The following is a 21,181-nucleotide window of genomic DNA, read 5'->3' on the forward strand; positions in this document are numbered from 1 at the left end:
GCGGTGGAGATCCATCGTCTCACGGCTCGGGACGACCGGTGGACACCTCGCCCCGGAATCCCGCCGGGACGTCGGACCGGGGCGCGGGGAGGATCCGGCAGACCTCGACCGTGACGTCCACGGTGTCCAGCCCGATCACCCGCCCCTCCACCGCGGCGAATCCTTTCTCCCCCGAGCGGAACAGCGCCGCCAGCGGGGAGCTCCGGCTCGCCGAGGTCAGCGCCTCCACCGCCATCGCGGAGCCGAAGGCGAACACCCCGCAGAGCACCACGCAGGGCGCGTGCCGGGGCGTGCGGGTGACGAAGAGGAAGCCGTGGTCGCGGATCAGCTCCCCGGCCGGGTTGTACAGCGCCTCGAAGGTCATCCCGCCCCAGCGGGCGCGCACCTCGTCCGGGTACTCGATGGCGAAGTCCGGGAACACCGCCTCCAGCACCCCGCCGGAGTAGGAGTTGACGCCCGGTCCGCCGATCGAGAACGTCGGCATCCGCGGATCCTGCGCCCCGGCCACCACCAGCTCGATCGTCGCCTTCCGGTTGACCTTCCGCAGCAGGTCGGTCAGCTCCGCTATCGCCCTGGCCTCGGCCATCGGCACGAACAGCACGTTCTTCGGCCCCCGGCTGCTCAGCTGGCAGCCGTCCGAGGTGAAGGCGAACTCCGCCACCTCCAGGCTCGGGATGACGATCTGCACCCGGCCGTACGGCGCCAGCAGCGCCCGCAGGAAGCCGTAGCGCAGGAACAGTCTGGTACGGGCGAGGGAACGGGCCGCGAGGAAACCGATGACGGCCGGAACCGATGCGATCAGCACCTGGAGCAGGATCTCCATATGATCCCCCGGGAGGAAGACTCGACCACGAACTGTGCGCCCTGGTTAAGTCCCCGTTCGTGGCCGAAAGTACCCCCATCCCGGCGATTCGGAGCGTGACGATTCAGACACGGACGGTCATGCCAGACGCTTGATCCCCTTGCGCTCCCCCGCGCAGCGCTCGTACCCGAGCCAGGAGTTGACCGCGAGCATCGGCGCGTTGGTGGTGTCGTTGCTGGTGTACGCGCGCCGGAAGCCGGCCGCCGCAGCGAGGCGCAGCGACTCCAGCTTGGCCAGCTTGGCCAGGCCGCGGCCGCGGAAGTCCCGGCGGCAGGCGGTGAACGCGGACCAGTAGCGGTCCACCCCGTCGGTCCACGCCAGGGTGAACGCGGCCGGCTCGCCGTCCACCACGGCGACCACCGTCAGCCCCCGGTCCAGGTCCGGCCGGGCCCAGTCCCCCCGCAGCCACTCCTCGTAGTCCAGGGCGTCCATCTCCACCTCGCCGGGCTCGTCCCGGATCGCGTCCGCCGCCACCAGGAACAGCGGGCGGGGATCGTCCGCCCACTCGGTGGCCGGGCGCAGCTCGACACCGGCCGGCCGTACCGGCGCCGGCGGCAACGGCAGCGTCAGGTCCCGCCCGCCGAACTGCGCGCTGCGGCCGATCTCGTAGCCCCGGGCGGTGCCGAAGGCCAGCGAGGCGGGCTCGTCGTCCAGCCAGGTGTGCAGCTCGGTCACCCCGTGGCCGGCCAGGTGCCGTTCGGCCGCGGCCAGCAGCGCGGTGGCCGCGCCGCGCCGCCGGAACTCCGGCAGCACGCTGCCGTTGGCGTAGCCGACGCCGGCGGTCGTCGTCCCGAGCACCACCGCGCAGCGCACCGCGCCGACCACCCGGCCGTCCGACTCGGCGACGAAGGTGCGGAAGTGCTGGTCGGGATTCTGCTGGGCGTTCAGCCAGAGCAGGGCCTCGGCGGTCATCACCAGGTGCTCGCGCCCGGCCCGGTGGGCGGCCGCCACCGCCTCGGCGTCCTCGGGGCGGAACTCACGGATCGTCAGTGCGCTCGTAGTCATGGGTTCGCACGCTATCCGCCGCCGCCCGCCGCCGCCTTCGATTTTCGCGACCGAACGCAAGCTCAAATAATGCTCTGAGAAGACCGGGTGAGGCTTGGCAGCCACCCCGCCCGGGGACATCCTCAGCAGCACGGCCGCGCGGTCCTGGCGACGACGCCCGCACCGCCCGACGGCCTCCCCACCCAGCCCTCCGAAGGGGGCGCACCGATGACTTCCCCTGCCTCCGTGACCCGACCCGGCGTCGGGACCGCGATCGAGCTCGGCGTCGGCCTCGGCTGGCGCAGCGAGATCGACACCGTGGTCGAACGCCAACCCGGTCTGGACTGGGTCGAGGTGGTCGCCGAGAACATCTGCGCCGACCACCTGCCCGCCTCGCTCACCGTCCTGCGCGAGCGCGGCGTCACCGTCGTCCCGCACGGCGTCGGCCTCGGCCTCGGCGGCGCCGGGCTGCCCGACCCGGAGCGGCTCGACAAACTCGCCGGGGCGGCGCTCGCGCTCGGCTCGCCGCTGGTCACCGAGCACCTGGCCTTCGTCCGGGCCGGCGGCCTGGAGGCCGGCCACCTGCTGCCCGTCCCCCGCACCCGGGACTCGCTGCGGGTGATCGCCGAGAACGTCCGGATCGCCCAGGACCAGCTCCCGGTGCCGCTCGCCCTGGAGAACATCGCCGCCCAACTCGCCTGGCCGGACGACGAGTTCACCGAGGGCGAGTTCCTCGCCGAACTGGTCGCCCGGACCGGTGTCCGACTGCTGATCGACGTCGCCAACCTGCACACCAACCGGGTCAACCTCGGCATCGACCCGGCCGCCGAACTCGACCGCCTGCCACTGGAGGCGCTCGCGTACGTGCACGTCGCCGGCGGCACCCTGGTCGACGGCGTGTGGCACGACACCCACGCCCACCCCGTCACCGAACCGGTGCTGGAGGTGCTGGCCGAACTGTGCGCGCGGGTCGCACCGCCCGGCGTCCTGCTGGAACGCGACGCCGGCTTCCCGCCGCCCTCCGAACTGGCCGGTGAACTGGACGCCATCCGCCGGGTGCTGGAGGGGAGCGCCCCGCGATGAGCGAGCTGGATCACGGCGAGCGCACGACCGGCACCGCCCGGGAGCGCCTGGCCCGGCGGCAGGAGGAACTGCTGGCCGCCCTGGTGGCCGGCGGGCCCGTCCCGGCCGGCTTCGACCCGGACCAGGTCCGTGCCCAGTCCACCGGCCTCGCCGCCAAGCGGCGCGACACCACCGCGAAGATCGCCCCCGACCTGCCCCGCCTGCTCGGGGCGCAGTACGGGCCGCTCTTCCTCGGCTACGCCCGCACCCACCCGCAGACCGGCGGCTACCGCGCCGACGTCCGGGCCTTCGCCGCGTGGGTGCTCACCGACGGCGGCCCGCTCGCCGCCGACCACCGCCGCGCCCTGGAGCAGTGGCTCCACCCGGCGCCGGCGGCTGAGCAGGCCCCACCCGGCCCGCTCACCCGCCTGCGCCGGGCCCTGCGCGGCCGCTGACCCATTCACACCTCGGGGGAACCGCCCATGTGGCACAACGGCTACTTCCTGATCCCGGCCGTCCTGCTGGTCGCCGCCGCGCTGTACGCCGCCCAGACCCACCAGCGGGTCCGGCACGTCCCGTACCCGCAGGGCCTGCCCGGCCGCGGACTGCCGCTGCTGGACACCGCCTTCCTGGCCGGCGGTCCCGGCCGAGTCGTCGACACCGCGCTGGTCCGGATGCACCTCGGCGAGCAGGTCGTGATCAGCCGTTCCGGCCTGGTCACCCTCACCGGCGCCAAGCCGTACGACACCGTCGACCAGGCGGTCCACGACGCCGTCGGCCCGACCGGCAGCCGGGAACTCGGCCCGCTGCGCCGCATGGTGATGCGCTCGGCGGCCGTCCAGGAGATCGGCGACCGGCTCGCCGACCGCGGCCTGATGCGCCGCCCCGAGCGGATGCAGCGGGCCCGCACCGCCCGCCGGCTGCTCTGGATCGCGATGCTCGACCTCGTGGTCTTCGCCGTGCTCGCCCTGCTGCTCGACGACCACCAGGCCCACCACGAGCGTCCCGCCCTGTTGGTCCCGGGCTTCCTGCTGCTCCTCGGCGCCGTCACCCTGGGCGCCACCTCCCCGGCCAAGGGCCGGATCACCCCCGCCGGGCAGCGCCAGCTCACCCTGATGCAGGGCGGCACCCCGTGGACGCCGAGCTCCGGCATCTCGCCCCGGCTCGCGGGCGGCGCCATGCTGGGCGCGCTCGCGCTCGGCGGACTGGCCGTCGCCGGGCTGGAGAACCAGGAGTTGGAGGAGGCGATGCTGGCGGCCGCGGCCCAGGAGGAGGCGATTCGGCAGGCCACCGCGAGCACCTCGTCGTCCTCCTTGGCCTCCTCCCCGTCCTCGTCGTCCTCGTCCTGCGGCGGCTCCGCCAGCTGGTGCGGCTCCTCCGGCTCCTCCGGCTCAGGCTCCTCCACGTCGAGCTGCGGCTCGTCCTCGTCGAGCTGCGGCTCCTCGCACCACTCCAGCTGCGGGTCCTCGCACTCCAGCTGCGGCTCGTCGTCGTCCAGCTGCGGGTCCAGTTGCGGTTCCAGCTGCGGCGGCGGCTGCGGCTCCTGAGCTCCGGGAGGCCGCGCGGCCGACGTCACAGTTCGGTATCGCGGTCCGGGAAGCCGTTCCGCGCACGACGGCCCCAGGCATACAACAAGCCCATGTGGTTGCTGTTCCTGATACCGGCCTGTGTCGCGGCGGTGCTCTCCTGCCTCCGGCTGGTGCGGATGACCGCCACCGCCGACGCCCTCGCCGACCAGGAACGGTCGCGCCCGCCGGAGGCCGTCGGCATCGGGCTCTACGAGACGGCCTACCTGGCCGGCGGCCCGGACCGGGTGGTGGAGCTCGCCCTCGTCCTGATGGCCGGCCGCGGCCGTCTGCACCTCGCGCACACCGGCTGGACCACCGTGGTCGACCCCAAGGGCCGCAGCCGCCTGGAACGTGCGGTGGTCTCCACCGTCGGCCCCGACGGCCAGTGCCGTACGGACGAACTGCGCCGGGCGATGGCCGAACACCCCACCGTGCTGGAGATCGGCGCCCGGCTGGCGCTGGCCGGCCTGGCCACCCCGGCCCTGATCCAGCGCAACACCGTGGTGGTGGTCCGCCAGGTCCGGCACGCGATGCTGCTGACCCTGGTGCTGCTCGCCGCCTCGCTGTCCCTCAGCGGCTTCACCGGCGGTGACACCATCGCCCCGCTCGCCTGGTTCTCGCTGCCGCTGGTGCTCACCACGGGCACCCTGCTGATGGCCCGGGTCGACGTCTACCCGTACACCCGGTGGGCCTCCCCGGTCGGCCAGGAGGTGCTGCGCGAGGTCCGCCCGGCCCGCCAGCGCGGCCTCGCCGACGACGAGGAACGCGAACTGCTCACCGCCGTCGCCATGAACGGCCCCGCCGTCCTCCCCGACGCCCGCCTGCGCGCCGCCCTCCGCCCGCACCGGACCTGAGCTCCCCGGAACCACCGGAGGCCGGCTCCCCCTCAGCAGCAGGGGGAACCGGCCTCCGTTGCGGTGCGGGTCAGACCAGGCCGTTCAGCAGCTCGCTCACCGGCTTGCGGCGGCCGGTGAAGAACGGCACCTCCTCGCGGACGTGCATCCGGGCCCGGGAGGCGCGCAGGTCGCGCATCAGGTCGACGATCCGGTGCAGCTCGTCCGCCTCGAAGGCGAGCAGCCACTCGTAGTCGCCGAGCGCGAACGAGGCCACCGTGTTGGCCCGCACGTCCGGGTAGCCGCGCGCCTGCATGCCGTGCTCGGCGAGCATCGCGCGCCGGTCCTCGTCCGGCAGCAGGTACCAGTCGTACGAGCGGACGAACGGGTACACGCAGACGTAGTCACGCGCGCGCTCGTCGGCCAGGAACGCCGGGATGTGCGACTTGTTGAACTCGGCCGGGCGGTGCAGGGCCATGTTCGACCAGACCGGCTCCAGCTGGCGGCCCAGGCCGGTGCGGCGGAAGCGGTTGTACGCCTCCTGCAGGTCGTCCGAGTCCTCGGCGTGCCACCAGATCAGGATGTCGGCGTCCGCGCGCAGCCCGGACACGTCGTAGGTGCCGCGCACCGTCACGTCCTTGGCGGCGAGCTGGGCGAACAGCTCGTCCACCTCGGCGGCGAGGGCGGTGCGGTCCTCGGGCAGGATGCCCTTGAGCTTGAACACCGACCACATGGTGTAGCGGATGACCTGGTTCAGGTCGCGCGCCTTCTTCTTCTCGGGCTGCTGCTCCGGCTCCCGCTCAACGCTCTCAGTCATGCGCCCATTGTCCTCTCCGTGGAACCTTCCCCGGTCGCCGGGGTCAACAGTTCGTCGATGGCCGCCGCGGCGGCGGCCGCCGAACCGATGCAGGCCGGAATCCCCACCCCGTCGTACGCGGCGCCGCACAGCGCCAGGGCCCCCACCGCCCCCACCGCCGCCCGCACCCGGGCCACCCGGTCCAGGTGGCCCACCGGGTACTGCGGCAGGCCGGCCGTGAAGCGCGACACGAAGGTGTCGTACGGCCGGGCGGTCAGGCCGATCGCCTCCTCCAGGTCCGCCAGCGAGCGGGCCACCAGCTCCTCGTCCGACAGCTCCAGCACCTCGTCCTCGCGGTGGCGGCCGAGCGAGGTGCGCAGCAGGAACGCGTCCGGGGCGGAGCGCTCCAGCCAGCCCCACTTGTTGGAGGAGAAGGTCGAGGCCTTGATCCGGCGGCCGTCCACCGGCGGCACCAGGAAGCCGCTGCCGGTGGGCGGCTCGGTCAGGTCGGCGCGGCGGAACGCCAGGGTCACCAGCGCCATGCCGGCGTACTCGACGGTGTCCAGCTCGACGGCCGCCGCCGGGGCGTCCGCGCGCAGCAGCCGGGCCGCGGCCGGCGCCGGGACGGCCAGCACCACGGCGTCCGCGGTCAGCACCTCACCGCCGGCCACCAACCGCCAGCCCTCGGGGGTGCGGCGCAGCTCCTCCACCGGGGTGCCGGTGCGCAGGTCCACGCCCGCCTTGACACAGGCCGCGGCGACCGCCTCCGGCAGGGTGCCGAGGCCGCCGCGCAGCCCCTGGAACACCGGGGTGCCGACCACCTGCGGCCGGGAGGCCAGCTCGTGCACCCCCTCGACCAGCGAGCCGCCGCCCCGGGCGATCGGCAGCAGCTGCGGCACGGCGGCGCGCAGCGAGATCTCGTCGGCGCGCCCGGCGTAGACGCCGCCCAGCAGCGGCTCGACCAGCCGGTCCACCACCTCCCGGCCCAGCCGGTCGGCGACGTAGCGGCCGATCGCGACGTCCGCCCCGACCTCGGTGGCCCGCTCGCTGCGGGCCCGCTCCAGCCCCTCTGCGGTGAGCACCCCGGAGGCGGCCAGCGCCTCCAGGTCACCGGGGACGCCCATCACCTGCCCGCCCGGCAGTGGCCGCAGCGCGCCGCGGGTCCAGATCGCCGCCTTCGCGGTGGTCGGCGGCTCCAGCTCCTCCCCCAGCCCGACCGCCCGCGCCAGCTCCACCGCCTCCGGCCGCCGCGCCAGCACCGACTCGGCCCCGAGGTCCACCCGGACCCCGCCGACCTCCCCGCCCCACAGCTTCCCGCCGACCCGCCCGGATGCCTCCAGCACCGTCACCCGCGCCCGCGCCGGCCCCCCGGCCGCCCCGCTCAGGAAGGCAGCCGCAGCGAGCCCCGCGATCCCACCACCGACGACGACGACCTGTGCATCCGACATGCTTCGCAGTCTCGCAGGTCTTTACGCCGAACCCTCAATCCGCTGCACGCGAGAGATCGACCAGGACCGGGAACGGCACCGGCCGCTCCAGCACGCCCCGCGTACCCGACGAAGCCGAGGAGGACCGACCGACGCGACGGTGGCGGGCCCCCGCGGTCCCGGGGCCCGCCACCGCAGGGCGTCAGCGCGCGCTGGCCTCGTGCACGAAGGCGACCAGGCGGCTGAGCGCGTCCGGGTCCATGGACGGCATCACGCCGTGCCCGAGGTTGAAGATGTGGCCGCTGGTGCCGAGCGCCTGGGCGGCGTGCAGCACCTCGCGGGCCTTGGTCTCCACGACCTTGGTGGGGGCGAACAGCACCGCCGGGTCGAGGTTGCCCTGCAGGCCCTTGCCGGGGCCGACTCGCTCGGCGGCGACGTTCAGCGGCACCCGCCAGTCGACGCCGACGATGTCCGCGCCGGCCTGGCCCATCAGTCCGAGCAGCTCGCCGGTGCCGACGCCGAAGTGGATCCGGGGCACCCCGTAGGAGGCGACCGCGTCGAAGACCTTGGCGCTGGCCGGCATGACCGAGCGGCGGTAGTCGTCGGGCGCGAGCGAACCGACCCAGGAGTCGAACAGCTGGACCGCGGAGGCGCCCGCCTCGATCTGCACCTTCAGGAAGGCGGAGGTGATGTCCGCGAGCCGGTCCACCAGGGCGGCCCACAGCTCGGGCTGCCCGTACATCATGGCCTTGGTGTTCTCGTGGTTCTTGGAGGGCCCGCCCTCGACCAGGTAGCTGGCCAGCGTGTACGGCGCACCGGCGAAGCCGATCAGCGGGGTCTCGCCGAGCTCGTCCACCAGCAGGCCGACGGCCTCGGTGACGTACGGGACGTCGTCGGGCTCCAGCGGGCGCAGCCGCTTGAGGTCCTCAAAGGTGCGGATCGGATCGGCGATGACCGGGCCGATGCCGGGCTTGATGTCCACGTCGATGCCGACGGCCTTGAGCGGCACCACGATGTCGCTGAAGAAGATCGCCGCGTCCACCTTGTGCCGGCGCACCGGCTGCAGGGTGATCTCCTTGACCAGCTCGGGCCGCATGCAGGACTCCAGCATGGGGATGTCCTCGCGGACCTTCAGGTACTCGGGCAGCGAACGGCCCGCCTGGCGCATGAACCACACCGGGGTGTGGGGCACCGGCTCGTGCCGGCAGGCGCGCAGGAACGCGGAGTCGTGCGCGGCGCCGCGGCGCGCGGGGGTGGATCGGCCGTCGGGGGTGGCCGCCGTCGGGTCTGCCGTAGTCTCGCTCACGGGTCAAATCTTCGCATGCGCCCGGGGCCCGCCTCCTCGGGCGGTCTCGTCGGTTCCTCCAAGATCTGCCCGGGTTTGCCGTTCCGGCACGCCGCTCGGACGGAAGTTGCGGCGATAACCCGGGTTTTCGACCTAGTCTTCGGGTCATGGCAGCGGTCGGCGGGCACCCCGCGCAGGGTGGCGGAACAGGTGGCGGAACGGGTCGCGAGGGGGCGCCGAGCGAGTTCCGGGCCGCCGTGGAGGCCCTCGAGGGGGCGCGGCTGCGGCCGGAGCTCCAGCTCTCCCCCGCGCCGGCCCCGCGCCGGCTCGCCCCGTACGCGTTCGCGCTGACCGCCGAGGTGGAGGTGGACGGCGAGGAGCTGGCCGACGGCCGGCTGGTGCTGCTGTACGACCCGGCCGGGCAGGAGGCCTGGAACGGGGAGTTCCGGGTGGTCACCATGACCCGGGCCGAGCTGGAGCCGGAGATGGCCGGCGACCCGATGCTCTCCGAGGTCGGCTGGGCCTGGCTGCTGGACGCGCTGCAGGCGCACGGCGCCGGCTACGCGGAGCCGTCCGGCACGGTGACCCGCTGCGCGTCGCAGTACTTCGGCGGCCTGGCGGACCGCCCCTCCTCGACCGAGATCGAGATCCGGGCCTCCTGGACGCCGGCCGACCGGCGGTTCGAGCGGCACCTGGCGGCCTGGGGGGACCTGCTCTGCATCAGCGCCGGGCTTCCGCCGGCCACCCCGTCCCCGCAGCCCCCGGCCGAGGTCACGTCACTCGGTGGGGTGGTCCCGATGCCCGCCCGGCGACGCCCGCGGTCGCACTGACGGGTGGCGTCCGGGCCGGACGGCACCTCCTGCCCCGATGCCACCCCCAGGGCTGACGGAGTGTGACTTCGATCCCGCTCTACGTCAATAAACCTGTCAAAGTCGACCGATCTGCGTCGAATCTGATCGATTTTGTGCGATTTCGGGGCATGTGTCATCACTCATATGCGCGATTTGTCCGTATTGTTACTCACTAGATCGTGATCTTTCGCTAAAGCCGGGCACGGTTGCTGCCGAAGCAGACTGTGACCCTTTCCGAACGCGGAACACTCCGACCGCCCCCTCGGGGTTCCGTCCGCCACTCCCCGCAGGAGGCCTGGTGTCGGTCCTTCTTGAGCACCCCGCAAACGTGGTCGCCTACCGCCCGACCAAGCCCACCGCCATGGTGGTCATCGCTGATCCCCGCGTCCGAAACACCGTCACCCGTCACCTGTGGGCGCTCGGCGTCCGCGACGTGATCGAGGTGTCCTCGATCGCCGAGGCCCGTCCCCGGGTCTCCACCCCGCGCGACATCTGCGTCGCCGACGTGCACCTGCCGGACGGCTCCGGGCTGACCATCCTCGCCGAGACCCGCGCCGCGGGCTGGCCCAACGGCCTGGCCCTGTCGGCCGCCGATGACATCGGCGCGGTCCGCAGCGCGCTGGCCGGCGGCGTCAAGGGCTACGTGGTCACCGGCACCCGCACCAACGTCGCGATGCCGGGCCGCCCGGGCCTGCCGCTCGGTGCCGCCGGGCTGGCCGGCCGGATGCGGCGCCCCGGGATGCCGGGCATGCCGGGTGCCGCCGGCGCTCCGGGCGCGCCCGGGGCTCCCGGTGCGCCGGGCCCGCAGCAGGCCGCCTACCGCGAGTTGTCCGGCCGTGAGGTCGAGGTGCTGCGGCTGGTCGCCGAGGGCCAGTCGAACAAGGCGATCGGCGTGGCGATGGGCCTGTCGGCGCTCACCGTGAAGAGCCACCTCGCCCGGATCGCCCGCAAGCTCGGCACCGGCGACCGCGCCGGGATGGTCGCGGTCGCGCTGCGCACCGGCATCATCCACTGAGCCAACCGGGGCCGCCCCCTCTCGTTGGAACCACGGCGGTCCAGGAGGAACGTTCCTCCTGGACCGCCGCCCGTGCGTGCCCGGCGTCTTACGGCGTCCGAGAGAGCCACAGCGCCCCGGCGGCGAGTGGGCGAATCACCCGCCCCGAGCCGAAGGGGCGCTCCGGTGCCGAAAGGGAGAAGGGTCGAGCCGAATGGCAGTCTGACCAGTCCGACAACACTCCCAGTTCCGGGGACCGTCGTACCCTTGGTGGGTGACCGACGCCGTAGCAGCCATCCCAGAAGAAGCAGCCCCGGTCCCGCTCCTCGAACCGAAGGAGGGGATCCCGCCCGTCGTGGCGGACGAGCAGGCGCTGGCCGCCACGATCGCCGCCTTCGCCACGGGCAGCGGACCGGTCGCCGTCGATGCCGAGCGCGCCTCCGGCTACCGCTACGGGCAGCGGGCGTACCTCATTCAGCTGCGCCGATCCGGCGCCGGCTCCGCCCTGATCGATCCGATCGCCTGCCCCGACCTCAGCGGGCTGGGTTCCGCCATCGCGGACGCCGAATGGGTGGTGCACGCCGCCACCCAGGACCTGCCCTGCCTGGCCGAGGTGGGCATGAGACCGACGCGCCTGTTCGACACCGAGCTGGCCGGGCGGATCGCCGGCTTCGCCCGGGTGGGCCTCGGGCCGATGACCGAGAACGTGCTCGGGCTGAGCCTGGCCAAGGAGCACTCGGCGGTGGACTGGTCCACCCGCCCGCTGCCCGAGCCCTGGCTGCGCTACGCGGCTCTGGACGTCGAGGTGCTGGTCGAGCTGCGTGACGCACTCGAACAGGAGCTGGACGCCCAGGGCAAGCTCGACTGGGCCCTGGAGGAGTTCGCCTCGATCGCCGCCGCGCCCCGCCCGGCCCCGCGCACCGACCCGTGGCGGCGCACCTCGCAGCTGCACAAGGTCCGCCGGCGCCGCCAGCTGGCCGTGGTGCGCGAGCTGTGGCTGACCCGCGACCGGATGGCCCAGGAGCGCGACGTCTCCCCCGGCCGGGTGCTCTCGGACGCCGCGATCGTCAACGCCGCGCTGGCCATGCCGCTGAACGTCGCCGCGCTGCAGGCCGTGCAGGGCTTCGGCCCGCGGCTGCACCGGCGCCAGCTGGACCAGTGGCTGGCTGCCGTGCAGCGCGGCCGGGAGGTTCCGGAGAACCAGCTGCCGCCGGCCGCCGCGCCGCACGACGGACCGCCGCCGCCGCGGGCCTGGGCGGAGAAGGACCCGGTGGCCGCCGCCCGGCTGTCCGGCGCCCGCGCCGCGATCAGCGAGCTGGCCGAGCGCCACCACCTGCCGGCCGAGAACCTGATCACCCCGGACCTGGTGCGCCGGGTCTCCTGGGAGCCGCCAGCCGAGCTGAGCGCCGAGGGCGTGGCCGCCGCGCTGCGCCGGCTCGGCGCCCGGCAGTGGCAGGTCGACCTGGTGGCACCGGTGGTCGCCGCCGCCTTCGCCTCCGCCGCCACCACGGCCCAGGGCTGATCCGACCGGGTTCCGCATAAGGGGATGTCGTCCGCACGGACGGCATCCCCTTCGGCGTCTCCGGGAAGGCTTCCTGGTCGGACGTGCCGCCGGACGTGTCGCGGGACACATGGTCAGAACCCTCCGAGGGGCCTGGGCAGGTTGGTTACCGACCGGTAGCATGGCCGTGATGCGGCGCCGCTCGGGCATTTCGCCGGCGGCCGCCTGCCCACCTCGAAATGTTGGTCCCTGGGAGGAGAGCCCCCGTGCCTCGTACCGCGAGGGACGTCGTCTTCGTCGATGGCGTCCGCACCCCGTTCGGCAAGGCCGGCCCGAAGGGCATCTACCACGAGACGCGCGCCGACGACCTCGTCGTCAAGTGCATCCGGGAGCTCGTGCGCCGTAACCCGAACCTGCCCGTCGAGCGCATCGACGAGGTCGCCATCGCGGCCACCACGCAGATCGGCGACCAGGGTCTGACCATCGGGCGCACCGCCGCCCTGCTGTCCGGCCTGCCGAAGTCCGTCCCCGGTTACGCGATCGACCGCATGTGCGCCGGCGCCCTGACCGCCGTGACCACCACCGCCGGCGGCATCGCCTTCGGCGCGTACGACGTGGTCGTGGCCGGCGGCGTCGAGCACATGGGCCGCCACCCGATGGGCGAGGGCGTGGACCCGAACCCGCGCTTCGTCTCCGAGAAGCTGGTCGACGAGTCCGCCCTGTTCATGGGCATGACCGCGGAGAACCTGCACGACCGGTTCCCGCACCTGACCAAGGAGCGCTGCGACGCCTACGCCGTGCGCTCCCAGGAGAAGGCCGCCAAGGCGTACGCCAACGGCGACATCCAGCCCGACCTGGTGCCGATCTCGATCCGCAACACCAACCCCGAGGTCGGCGAGACCGGCTGGGGCCTGGCCACCGTGGACGAGCCGATGCGCCCGGGCACCACGATGGAGTCGCTGGCCAACCTGAAGACCCCGTTCCGCCCGCACGGCAACATCACCGCGGGCAACTCGGCCGGTCTGAACGACGGTGCCACCGCCTCGCTGCTGGCCGCCGAGGACGTCGCCGAGGAGCTCGGCCTCCCGGTCAAGATGCGCCTGGTCTCCTACGCCTTCGCTGGCGTCGAGCCCGAGGTCATGGGCATCGGCCCGGTGCCGGCCACCGAGAAGGCGCTGGCCAAGGCCGGTCTGACCATCGACGACATCCAGGCCTTCGAGGTCAACGAGGCCTTCGCCGTCCAGGTGCTGTCCTTCCTGGACCACTACGGCATCGCGGACGACGACGAGCGGGTCAACCCGTACGGCGGTGCGATCGCCTTCGGCCACCCGCTGGCCTCCTCGGGCGTGCGCCTGATGAACCAGCTGGCCCGCCGCTTCGAGCAGCGCCCGGACGTCCGCTACGGCCTCACCACGATGTGCATCGGCTTCGGCATGGGCGGCACCATCATCTGGGAGAACCCGCATTGGAGCGGAGCGGAAAAGTCGTCCGAGCTCGAGGGTGGTAAGTGACCATGAGCAACACCACTGAGCTGCTCCAGCGCGGCGCCGAGCTGTTCCCGGGCGAGGTCGTCACGACCGCGCACGTCCGCCACCTGGACCTGCCGCTGCAGGCCGGCAAGCTGGCCCTGATCACCCTGGACAACGGCTTCGACCACACCAAGCCGACCACCTTCGGCCCGGGCTCGCTGCTGAAGCTGTCCGAGGCGCTGGACCAGGTCGAGGCCGAGGCCGCCGAGGGCAAGATCGTCGGTGCCGCGATCACCGGCAAGCCGTTCATCTTCGCGGTCGGCGCCGACCTCAAGGGCGTCGAGCTGCTCCAGCAGCACGCGGACGCGCTGGCCATCGGCAAGGGCGGCCACGAGGTCTTCAAGCGGATCGCCGCGCTGCCCGTCCCGACCTTCGCCTTCTACAACGGCGCGGCCATGGGCGGCGGCGTCGAGGTCGGCCTGCACTGCGACTACCGCACGGTGTCCGCGGGCGTTCCGGCCTTCTCGCTGCCCGAGGTCTTCCTCGGCCTCGTCCCCGGCTGGGGCGGCTGCACCATCCTGCCGAACCTGATCGGCGCCGGTAAGGCCGTCAAGGTCATCATCGAGAACTCGATGAACCAGAACAAGCAGCTCAAGGGCAAGGACGTGTTCGAGCTGGGGATCGCCGACGCGATCTTCGAGCCGGCCGACTTCCTGGAGCAGTCGCTGCTGTGGGCCGCCAAGGTCGTCAAGGGCGACCTGGTCGTCGAGCGCGAGGCGATCGACCGCGGCAAGGCCTGGGACGACGCCGTCCTGTGGGGCCGCATGGTCGCCGACGGCAAGGTGCACGGCGCCGCCCCGGCCGCCTACAAGGCGCTGGACATCATCGCCGCCGTCAAGGACGCCGACCTCGCCGACAAGGCCAGCCTGCAGGCCGGCTTCGACGCCGAGGACGCGGCCCTGGCCGACCTCATCATGAGCGGCGAGCTGCGCAGCGGCATCTACGCCTTCAACCTGGTGCAGCGCCGGGCCAAGCGCCCGGTCGGCGCGCCGGACAAGTCGCTGGCCCGCCCGGTCTCCAAGGTCGGCGTCGTCGGCGCCGGTCTGATGGCCTCGCAGCTGGCGCTGCTGTTCGCCCGCCGTCTGGAGGTGCCGGTGGTCCTCACCGACATCGACCAGGAGCGCGTCGACAAGGGCGTCGGCTACGTCCACGCCGAGATCGACAAGCTGCTCGGCAAGGGCCGGATCGGCCAGGACAAGGCCAACCGCCTCAAGGGCCTGGTCACCGGCTCGCTGGACAAGGCCGCCGCCTTCGGCGACGCGGACTTCGTCATCGAGGCCGTGTTCGAGGAGATGGGCGTCAAGCAGACCGTCTTCGCGGACCTGGAGAACGTGGTCTCGCCGACCTGCGTGCTGGCGACCAACACCTCCTCGCTGTCGGTCACCGAGATGGCCTCGAAGCTGAAGCACCCGGAGCGGGTCGTCGGCTTCCACTTCTTCAACCCGGTCGCGATCCTGCCGCTGCTGGAGATCGTCCGCGGCGAGCAGACCGACGACGCGTCGCTGGCCACCGCCTTCGCCGTGTCGAAGAAGCTGAAGAAGACCTCGGTGCTCTGCAAGGACGCCCCGGCGTTCGTGGTGAACCGGATCCTGACCCGCTTCATGGGCGAGATCCAGAACATCATCGACGAGGGCACCCCGATCGCCAGCGTCGAGAAGGCCGTCGAGCCGCTCGGCCTGCCGATGTCCCCGATCATGCTGCTGGAGCTGGTCGGCCCGGCCATCGCCCTGCACGTCTCGGAGACCCTGCACGGCGCCTTCCCGGAGCGGTTCACCGTCTCCGAGAACCTCGGCAAGGTGGTCAGGGCCGGCAAGCGCGGCTTCTACACCTGGGTGGACGGCAAGCAGGTCCTCGACCCCGAGGTGCTGGAGCTGCTGACCTTCGGCGACACGGTGCTCACCGAGGAGCAGGTGCTGAGCCGCGCCCTCGAGGCCGTGGCGCAGGAGATCGGCCTGATGCTGGACGAGGGTGTCGTCGCCGAGGCGCAGGACATCGACCTCTGCATGATCACCGGCGCCGGCTGGCCCTTCCACCTGGGCGGGATCACCCCGTACCTGGACCGTGAGGGCATCTCGGAGCGGGTGAACGGCAAGAAGTTCCTCGCCCCCGGCGTGGCCTCGGTGCCCGCGTAAGGCGTAGCCGAACCCGAGGAGCCCCCGGCTGGTCGCCGGGGGCTCCTTCGTGCGTTGGGGCTTTCCGGGCCTCAGTGCTTGAGGCGGTAGACGACGGTGTCGCCGATGACGCCGATCATCTCGTAGTGGGTGTCCAGCAGGTTCTCGATCCGGGGGACCAGCACCGGCTGGTACGGGGCGATGCCGGAGTCGTCCACGAAGACCTCGGGCAGGCCGTTGGCGAGCTCCTTGTCGAAGGTCTGCCAGGCGTTGTTGACGCTGAACTGCTCGCCCACGTTGGGGCTGCCGTCCTTGCCGCCGCTGTAGTTGGTGAGGAAGCCGGCGGTCAGGTAGCGGCTGGCGGGCTTGCGGTCGGCCAGCCAGTACAGCTCGGGGTGCATGCCCCAGACCAGCACGGTGTCCTTGGGGGTGGTCTGGGCGGCGACCGCGGTGGCGACCTCGGTGTTGCGGCTCATCTGCTCCCCCGGCCAGCCCAGGGCCAGGCCCCAGAACACGGTGGCGGCGACCGTGGTGTACACCAGGACGGGCTTCCAGCGGATCGCCGAGGTGGCGACCGCCCCGGTGCCCAGCAGCACCAGCGGGGGCATCAGCTGCAGGTAGTAGTGACCGAAGAAGTGGAAGCCCACGCTGACCGCGACGACCGAGGAGAGCAGCCAGACCCAGAGGTCCGTGGTCGAGCCGTGCTCCGCGCCGGCCACCGGCAGCGGGCGCTGGCGGTACTCGAGCCAGAGCCGGCGGCCGACCGGGTACAGGAAGCCGAGGCCCGCCGCGGCCAGGATGCCCAGGTTGCCGAAGGCCCGGCCGAGCATCTGCAGCCAGGCGCCGCCGAAGGAGGCGTAGTCGCCGCTGCCGGTGACCACCCAGAAGAGGAAGCCCTTGGGCTTGGTCAGGATGACCGCGACCAGGGCTATCGGCACCGCGAAGCCGAACCCGATCTTGAACAGCGCGGGCGGCCAGCGCACCCCTCGTCGGCGGGCGTCCTGCAGGAGCATCCAGAGCACCGGCAGCAGGACCGCTCCGCCGGTCTGCTTGGTCAGCGAGCAGAGCGCGACCGCGATGCCCGCGGCCAGCCAGCGGCGGCGCTCGGCGTAGCGGAACGCGGCCACCATCGCGGGCAGCATGAAGACCTCGAAGGTCGCCGCCTGGGTGTCCTCCGGGGAGAGCCCGATGGAGACCAGCAGGTAGAGCAGTCCGGCGCCGGCCCCGGCCCGGTTGCCCCAGCGGCCGCGGGCGATCGAGGCCAGCAGGATCGCGGTGACCAGGTGGGCCACCACCGCGAGGGTGCGCAGCGGCCAGAGCGAGGCGGAGCCGAAGACCGCGAAGCAGGCCTGGTAGAGCCAGGGGAGCAGTGGCGGCTTGCGGTCCACGACGGTGTCGTAGAGCACCCCGCCGTCCGCGAGCATCCGGGCCTGGGTGGCCAGGAAGCCCTCGTCCGGGCTCCAGACGGGCCGGGCGAACGACGGGACGTGGGTGACCAGCGCGACCAGCGCGAGCACCGGCACCAGCCTGGTCCAGTACCCCTGACGAAGGTGGGTACGGGCGCGCTCGGGCAGGCGCTCGGCCAGTCCGGCGAGGCGGAGGCGGGTGGGGGTCGGCACGATTGACAACCTACCGGGCGGGATCGGCGCGGATGGCGCCGGTCCCGCTATTCAGTGCGATTGTCAGCTTGTTTCATGACGAACTGTTACAGGGTTACGACAATCGGTCGTCGGCGGAACGGGCTAGGAGCAGGGGGCTCAGGGAGCAGGGGCTCGGGAGCGACCGACTCCCGGCCCGTTCCGCCGAGCGCCGTCTCAGGCCTCGACCGGCGCCGCGTCCAGCTTGGCGACCAGGGCGGTCACCCGCTGGGCGATGTCGGGGGCGTTCAGGCCGATCTCGGCCATGATCTCGTTCCGGCTGGCGTGGTCCAGGAACTCCTGCGGGATGCCGAAGTCGCGCACCGGCAGGTCCACGTCCGCGTCCCGCAGCGCCTGGGCGACGGTCGCGCCGACGCCGCCCACCCGGCCGTTGTCCTCGATCGTGACGACCACCCGGTGCTCGGCGGCCAGGCCCGGCAGGGCCGGGTCCACCGGCTTGACCCAGCGCGGGTCCACCACGGTGGCGGTGATCCCCTGGGCGGCCAGCAGGTCGGCGACCTCCAGGCTGACCGGGGCCATCGCGCCGACCGAGACGATCAGCACGTCGGCGCGGTGGGCGCCGGAGGGCTCCTCGGCGGCGCGCAGCACGTCCATGCCGCCGATCCGGCCGACCGCGGGGACGGCCGGGCCGACCGTGCCCTTGGAGTAGCGGACCACCGTCGGGGCGTCCTTGACCAGGACGGCCTCGCGCAGCTGGGCGCGGACCTGGTCGGCGTCGCGCGGGGCGGCCAGCCGCAGGCTCGGGATGACCTGGAGGATCGACATGTCCCACATGCCGTTGTGCGAGGCGCCGTCCGTGCCGGTGACCCCGGCCCGGTCGAGCACGAAGGTGACGCCCAGCTTGTGCAGCGCGACGTCCATCAGGACCTGGTCGAAGGCCCGGTTCAGGAAGGTCGCGTACACCGCGAACACCGGGTGCAGCCCGTTGGTGGCCAGGCCGGCGGCGCTGGTGACGGCGTGCTGCTCGGCGATGCCGACGTCGAAGATGCGGTCCGGGAACGCCTTGGCGAAGGGGGCGAGGCCGACCGGGTGGAGCATCGCGGCGGTGATCGCGACGATGTCCTCGCGCTCGTGGCCGAGCGCGACCATCTCCTCGCCGAAGACCGAGGTCCAGTCCTTGCCCGAGTTCTTGACCGGCAGGCCGGTGTCCGGGTGGATCACGCCGACGGCGTGGAAGCGGTCCTCGTCGTTGTTCTCGGCGGCGTGGTAGCCGCGGCCCTTCTCGGTGAGGCAGTGCACGATCACCGGGCCGCCGAAGCCGCGCGCCTTGGTCAGCGCGGACTCCAGCGCGGTCAGGTCGTGGCCGTCGATCGGGCCGATGTACTTGAGGCCGAGGTCCTCGAACATGCCCTGCGGGGCGATGAAGTCCTTGAGGCCCTTCTTGGCGCCGTGCAGCGTCTCGAACAGCTGCTGGCCGACCACCGGGGTGCGCTGCAGGGCCTCCTTGCCCCAGGAGAGGAAGCGCTCGTAGCCCTGGGTGGTGCGCAGCGTGGCGAGGTGGTTGGCCAGGCCGCCGATGGTCGGCGAGTAGGAGCGCTCGTTGTCGTTGACGACGATGACGACCGGGAGGTCCTTGGCGTCGGCGATGTTGTTGAGCGCCTCCCAGGCCATGCCGCCGGTGAGCGCGCCGTCGCCGATGACGGCGACGACCGGGTCCGCCTTGCCCTGGATCTTGTTGGCCTTGGCCAGGCCGTCGGCGTACGAGAGGACCGTGGAGGCGTGCGAGTTCTCGATCACGTCGTGCTCGGACTCGGCGCGGGACGGGTAGCCGGACAGGCCGCCGCTCATCTTCAGCCGGGAGAAGTCCTGGCGGCCGGTGAGCAGCTTGTGGACGTAGCTCTGGTGGCCGGTGTCGAAGAGGATGCGGTCGCGCGGGGAGTCGAACACCCGGTGCAGCGCGATGGTGAGCTCCACCACGCCGAGGTTGGGGCCGAGGTGGCCGCCCGTCTTGGAGACCTCGGTCACCAGGAAGGTCCGGATCTCCTGGGCCAGTGCGGCCAGCTGTCCGGGCGTGAGCCGGTCGAGATCGCGCGGTCCCCGAATGCGGGTCAGCAGGGCCACCCGTTCCTCCTCGTTCAGTGTTCGCGGACCACGGACGGTCCGACGGGCGTCGCTGCCCGGTCCGGCGGCAGGCCGGTGGTCGCGGCCGGTACCGACCGGTCGAGTCTAATGTCCGCTTGCCGGACACCGAGCGGCGCGCCCGGTGCCACAGGTTGGTTACCGCCATTCCGGGAGGTCGGTCGGGGGGTGGTGGTCAATCCGCGGTGACGAACGAGTGTTCCTCGTCAAGGGGTGGCCGAGTCCGGCGCTGGGGTGGTCGCGGGGGAGGTCAGTGGCGGCCGAGGGCGCCGGACTCGCCCATCTCGCTCATCACCAGGGCCAGCGCGCCGAGCACCTCGGCGCGGCCGCCGAGGGTGCCGGGGACGACCGAGAGCTGACGGGCGGCGCTGGGGATGGCGTAGCGGGCGACCGAGTCGCGGATGGGGGCGAGCACCAGCTCACCGGCCTCGGCGAGGTCGCCGCCGAGGATCACCCGGCGCGGGTTGAGCAGGTTGCACAGGGTCGCCACGCCCGTACCGATCTGGCGGCCGGCGTCGGCGATCACCCGGCGGCAGCCGAGGTCGCCCTGGTGGGCCAGCTCGACCACCCGGGGCAGCGAGAGGTCCGGGCCGAGGGTGGAGGTGAGCAGCGAGAGCAGGTAGCGGGAGCCGACGAAGGTCTCCAGGCATCCGCGGTTGCCGCAGCGGCAGACCGGGCCGGCCTCGTCCAGGGTGATGTGCCCGATCTCACCCGCGGTGCCGCCCGGGCCGCGGTAGATCTGGCCGTTGACCACCAGGCCGGCGCCGACGCCGCTGGCGATCTTGATGTACGCGAGGTCGCTCAGGCCGCGGCCGGCGCCCCAGACCAGCTCGCCGAGGGCGCCCAGGTTGGCGTCGTTGTCCACGTGCACCGGCATGCCGAGCCGCTCGGCCAGCTCCCGGCCCGGGGCGATGCCCGTCCAGCCGGGCAGGATCGCGGTCGAGCCGAGCGCGCCGGTCTCCACGTCGATCGGGCCAGGCACGCCGAGGCCGACGCCGATCACCTTCTCCGGGCGGAACCCGGCCTGCTCCAGCAGCCGCTCGACCATCGCCTCGGCCCGGTCGAAGCCCTGCGCGGCCGAGACGTCCACGTCGATCGGGGCGCTCTCCTCGGCCAGCACCCGGTGCGCGAGGTTGCCGACGGCGACGCGCAGGTGGGTGTGGCCGAAGTCGATGCCGACCACGATGCCGGCGTCGCCGCTGAGCGAGACGCTGCGGGCGCGGCGGCCGCCGGAGGAGGTGTCGGCGACCACGACGGTGCCGCTCTCCTTCAGTTCCCGCACGATGTTGGAGACGGTGGCCGCGGAGAGGCCGGTGCCGCGGGCGATCTCGGCCTGGGTGAGCGAGCCGGCCATCCGCACCGCGCGGAGCACCCGTTCCAGGTTCGCCCGGTGCAGGGACGACTGTGAGCCCGGTGTGTCCGTCGACATGATCCACCCTCCCAGGGGTGGGGAACCCTCCGGCGGGTGTCCCCTTCAACTCCTGAAGCCTACGGCTCGGGGGTTGGGGTGGGGGTTGGGGTGGGGGTTGGGGGCTCTCGGGAGGGTTGGGGGCTCTCGGGAGGGTGGGTGGCCGGGGCGGTTCCGGGGGTGGCCGCTCCGGGGGCTGGATGATTTTCCGACTGCCGACTCTGTGGGTGGGG

General features: G+C 72.8%; 15 protein-coding genes and 1 pseudogene. 8 read left to right on the top strand and 8 right to left on the bottom strand.

From position 1 onward, the window contains the following. Nucleotides 1–19 precede the first annotated feature (19 nt). Together ACWCYO_RS31375 and ACWCYO_RS31380 are read right to left on the bottom strand one after the other, a co-directional pair. Nucleotides 20–823 carry a hypothetical protein gene (locus tag ACWCYO_RS31375; protein WP_449786106.1) on the bottom strand — a complete coding sequence of 268 codons (804 nt, stop codon included), beginning with the start codon at nt 821–823 and terminating at the stop codon, nt 20–22. 117 nt (nt 824–940) lie between these two features. Continuing rightward, the gene (locus ACWCYO_RS31380) at nt 941–1,867 is read right to left on the bottom strand and encodes a GNAT family N-acetyltransferase (protein WP_449786107.1); all 927 of its coding nucleotides are present in this window, start codon (nt 1,865–1,867) and stop codon (nt 941–943) included. Between the two features lie 252 nt (nt 1,868–2,119). Between ACWCYO_RS31380 and ACWCYO_RS31385 the strand changes: the two are divergent. The 3 genes and pseudogenes from ACWCYO_RS31385 to ACWCYO_RS31395 all read left to right on the top strand — a co-directional run bounded on the left by ACWCYO_RS31385 (nt 2,120) and on the right by ACWCYO_RS31395 (nt 5,330). Then, nucleotides 2,120–3,363, top strand: a pseudogene (locus ACWCYO_RS31385) (DUF692 domain-containing protein). A gap of 27 nt (nt 3,364–3,390) precedes the next feature. Continuing rightward, complete coding sequence (locus ACWCYO_RS31390) at nt 3,391–4,455, top strand: TIGR04222 domain-containing membrane protein (RefSeq protein ID WP_449786108.1); 1,065 nt, start codon at nt 3,391–3,393, stop codon at nt 4,453–4,455. Nucleotides 4,456–4,547: 92 nt separating this feature from the next. Further along, complete coding sequence (locus ACWCYO_RS31395; RefSeq protein ID WP_449786109.1) at nt 4,548–5,330, top strand: TIGR04222 domain-containing membrane protein; 783 nt, start codon at nt 4,548–4,550, stop codon at nt 5,328–5,330. Nucleotides 5,331–5,400: 70 nt separating this feature from the next. On the opposite strand, the gene hemQ is transcribed toward ACWCYO_RS31395, so the two are convergent. From hemQ to hemE, 3 genes are all read right to left on the bottom strand, one after another. Further along, on the bottom strand, nt 5,401–6,126 hold the full coding sequence (hemQ, locus tag ACWCYO_RS31400) for a hydrogen peroxide-dependent heme synthase (RefSeq protein ID WP_270143368.1): 726 nt from the start codon (nt 6,124–6,126) through the stop codon (nt 5,401–5,403). Further along, the gene (gene hemG, locus ACWCYO_RS31405) at nt 6,123–7,553 is read right to left on the bottom strand and encodes a protoporphyrinogen oxidase (RefSeq protein ID WP_270143369.1); all 1,431 of its coding nucleotides are present in this window, start codon (nt 7,551–7,553) and stop codon (nt 6,123–6,125) included. Before hemG ends, hemQ begins: the two co-directional genes overlap by 4 nt. A gap of 181 nt (nt 7,554–7,734) precedes the next feature. After that, on the bottom strand, nt 7,735–8,748 hold the full coding sequence (gene hemE / locus ACWCYO_RS31410; protein ID WP_449786113.1) for a uroporphyrinogen decarboxylase: 1,014 nt from the start codon (nt 8,746–8,748) through the stop codon (nt 7,735–7,737). A gap of 236 nt (nt 8,749–8,984) precedes the next feature. Between hemE and ACWCYO_RS31415 the strand changes: the two genes are divergently transcribed. From ACWCYO_RS31415 to ACWCYO_RS31435, 5 genes are all read left to right on the top strand, one after another. Further along, the gene (locus tag ACWCYO_RS31415) at nt 8,985–9,647 is read left to right on the top strand and encodes a DUF3000 domain-containing protein (RefSeq protein WP_270143370.1); all 663 of its coding nucleotides are present in this window, start codon (nt 8,985–8,987) and stop codon (nt 9,645–9,647) included. Between the two features lie 319 nt (nt 9,648–9,966). Then, a complete protein-coding gene (locus ACWCYO_RS31420) occupies nt 9,967–10,683 on the top strand; it encodes a response regulator transcription factor (protein WP_030288221.1) in 717 nt (238 codons plus the stop codon). Nucleotides 10,684–10,936: 253 nt separating this feature from the next. Continuing rightward, nucleotides 10,937–12,184, top strand: coding sequence for a ribonuclease D (locus tag ACWCYO_RS31425; protein ID WP_270143371.1), 1,248 nt, complete (start codon nt 10,937–10,939; stop codon nt 12,182–12,184). A 245-nt stretch (nt 12,185–12,429) separates the two neighbouring features. Beyond that, nucleotides 12,430–13,674, top strand: a complete 1,245-nt coding sequence (locus tag ACWCYO_RS31430; RefSeq protein ID WP_270143372.1) for a thiolase family protein — start codon at nt 12,430–12,432, stop codon at nt 13,672–13,674. 2 nt (nt 13,675–13,676) lie between these two features. Then, nucleotides 13,677–15,824: a 3-hydroxyacyl-CoA dehydrogenase NAD-binding domain-containing protein gene (locus ACWCYO_RS31435; protein WP_449786110.1), complete on the top strand. Its 2,148-nt coding sequence runs from the start codon at nt 13,677–13,679 to the stop codon at nt 15,822–15,824. A 71-nt stretch (nt 15,825–15,895) separates the two neighbouring features. On the opposite strand, the gene ACWCYO_RS31440 is transcribed toward ACWCYO_RS31435, so the two are convergent. The 3 genes from ACWCYO_RS31440 to ACWCYO_RS31450 all read right to left on the bottom strand — a co-directional run bounded on the left by ACWCYO_RS31440 (nt 15,896) and on the right by ACWCYO_RS31450 (nt 20,969). Continuing rightward, complete coding sequence (locus tag ACWCYO_RS31440; protein ID WP_449786111.1) at nt 15,896–17,422, bottom strand: ArnT family glycosyltransferase; 1,527 nt, start codon at nt 17,420–17,422, stop codon at nt 15,896–15,898. Nucleotides 17,423–17,617: 195 nt separating this feature from the next. Continuing rightward, nucleotides 17,618–19,522 (bottom strand): 1-deoxy-D-xylulose-5-phosphate synthase, encoded by a 1,905-nt coding sequence (dxs, locus tag ACWCYO_RS31445; protein WP_449786112.1) that lies wholly within the window; start codon nt 19,520–19,522, stop codon nt 17,618–17,620. A gap of 268 nt (nt 19,523–19,790) precedes the next feature. Continuing rightward, nucleotides 19,791–20,969: an ROK family transcriptional regulator gene (locus ACWCYO_RS31450; RefSeq protein WP_270143379.1), complete on the bottom strand. Its 1,179-nt coding sequence runs from the start codon at nt 20,967–20,969 to the stop codon at nt 19,791–19,793. Between the last annotated feature and the right edge of the window lie 212 nt (nt 20,970–21,181).

The organism is Kitasatospora sp. NPDC001683, assembly GCF_053596495.1.

Coding starts and splice junctions, on each gene's coding strand:
- ACWCYO_RS31375 (WP_449786106.1), bottom strand. CDS start 823: ATGGAGATCCTGCTCCAGGTGCTGATCGCATCGGTTCCGGCCGTCATC.
- ACWCYO_RS31380 (WP_449786107.1), bottom strand. CDS start 1,867: ATGACTACGAGCGCACTGACGATCCGTGAGTTCCGCCCCGAGGACGCC.
- ACWCYO_RS31390 (WP_449786108.1), top strand. CDS start 3,391: ATGTGGCACAACGGCTACTTCCTGATCCCGGCCGTCCTGCTGGTCGCC.
- ACWCYO_RS31395 (WP_449786109.1), top strand. CDS start 4,548: ATGTGGTTGCTGTTCCTGATACCGGCCTGTGTCGCGGCGGTGCTCTCC.
- hemQ (WP_270143368.1), bottom strand. CDS start 6,126: ATGACTGAGAGCGTTGAGCGGGAGCCGGAGCAGCAGCCCGAGAAGAAG.
- hemG (WP_270143369.1), bottom strand. CDS start 7,553: ATGTCGGATGCACAGGTCGTCGTCGTCGGTGGTGGGATCGCGGGGCTC.
- ACWCYO_RS31415 (WP_270143370.1), top strand. CDS start 8,985: ATGGCAGCGGTCGGCGGGCACCCCGCGCAGGGTGGCGGAACAGGTGGC.
- ACWCYO_RS31435 (WP_449786110.1), top strand. CDS start 13,677: ATGAGCAACACCACTGAGCTGCTCCAGCGCGGCGCCGAGCTGTTCCCG.
- ACWCYO_RS31450 (WP_270143379.1), bottom strand. CDS start 20,969: ATGTCGACGGACACACCGGGCTCACAGTCGTCCCTGCACCGGGCGAAC.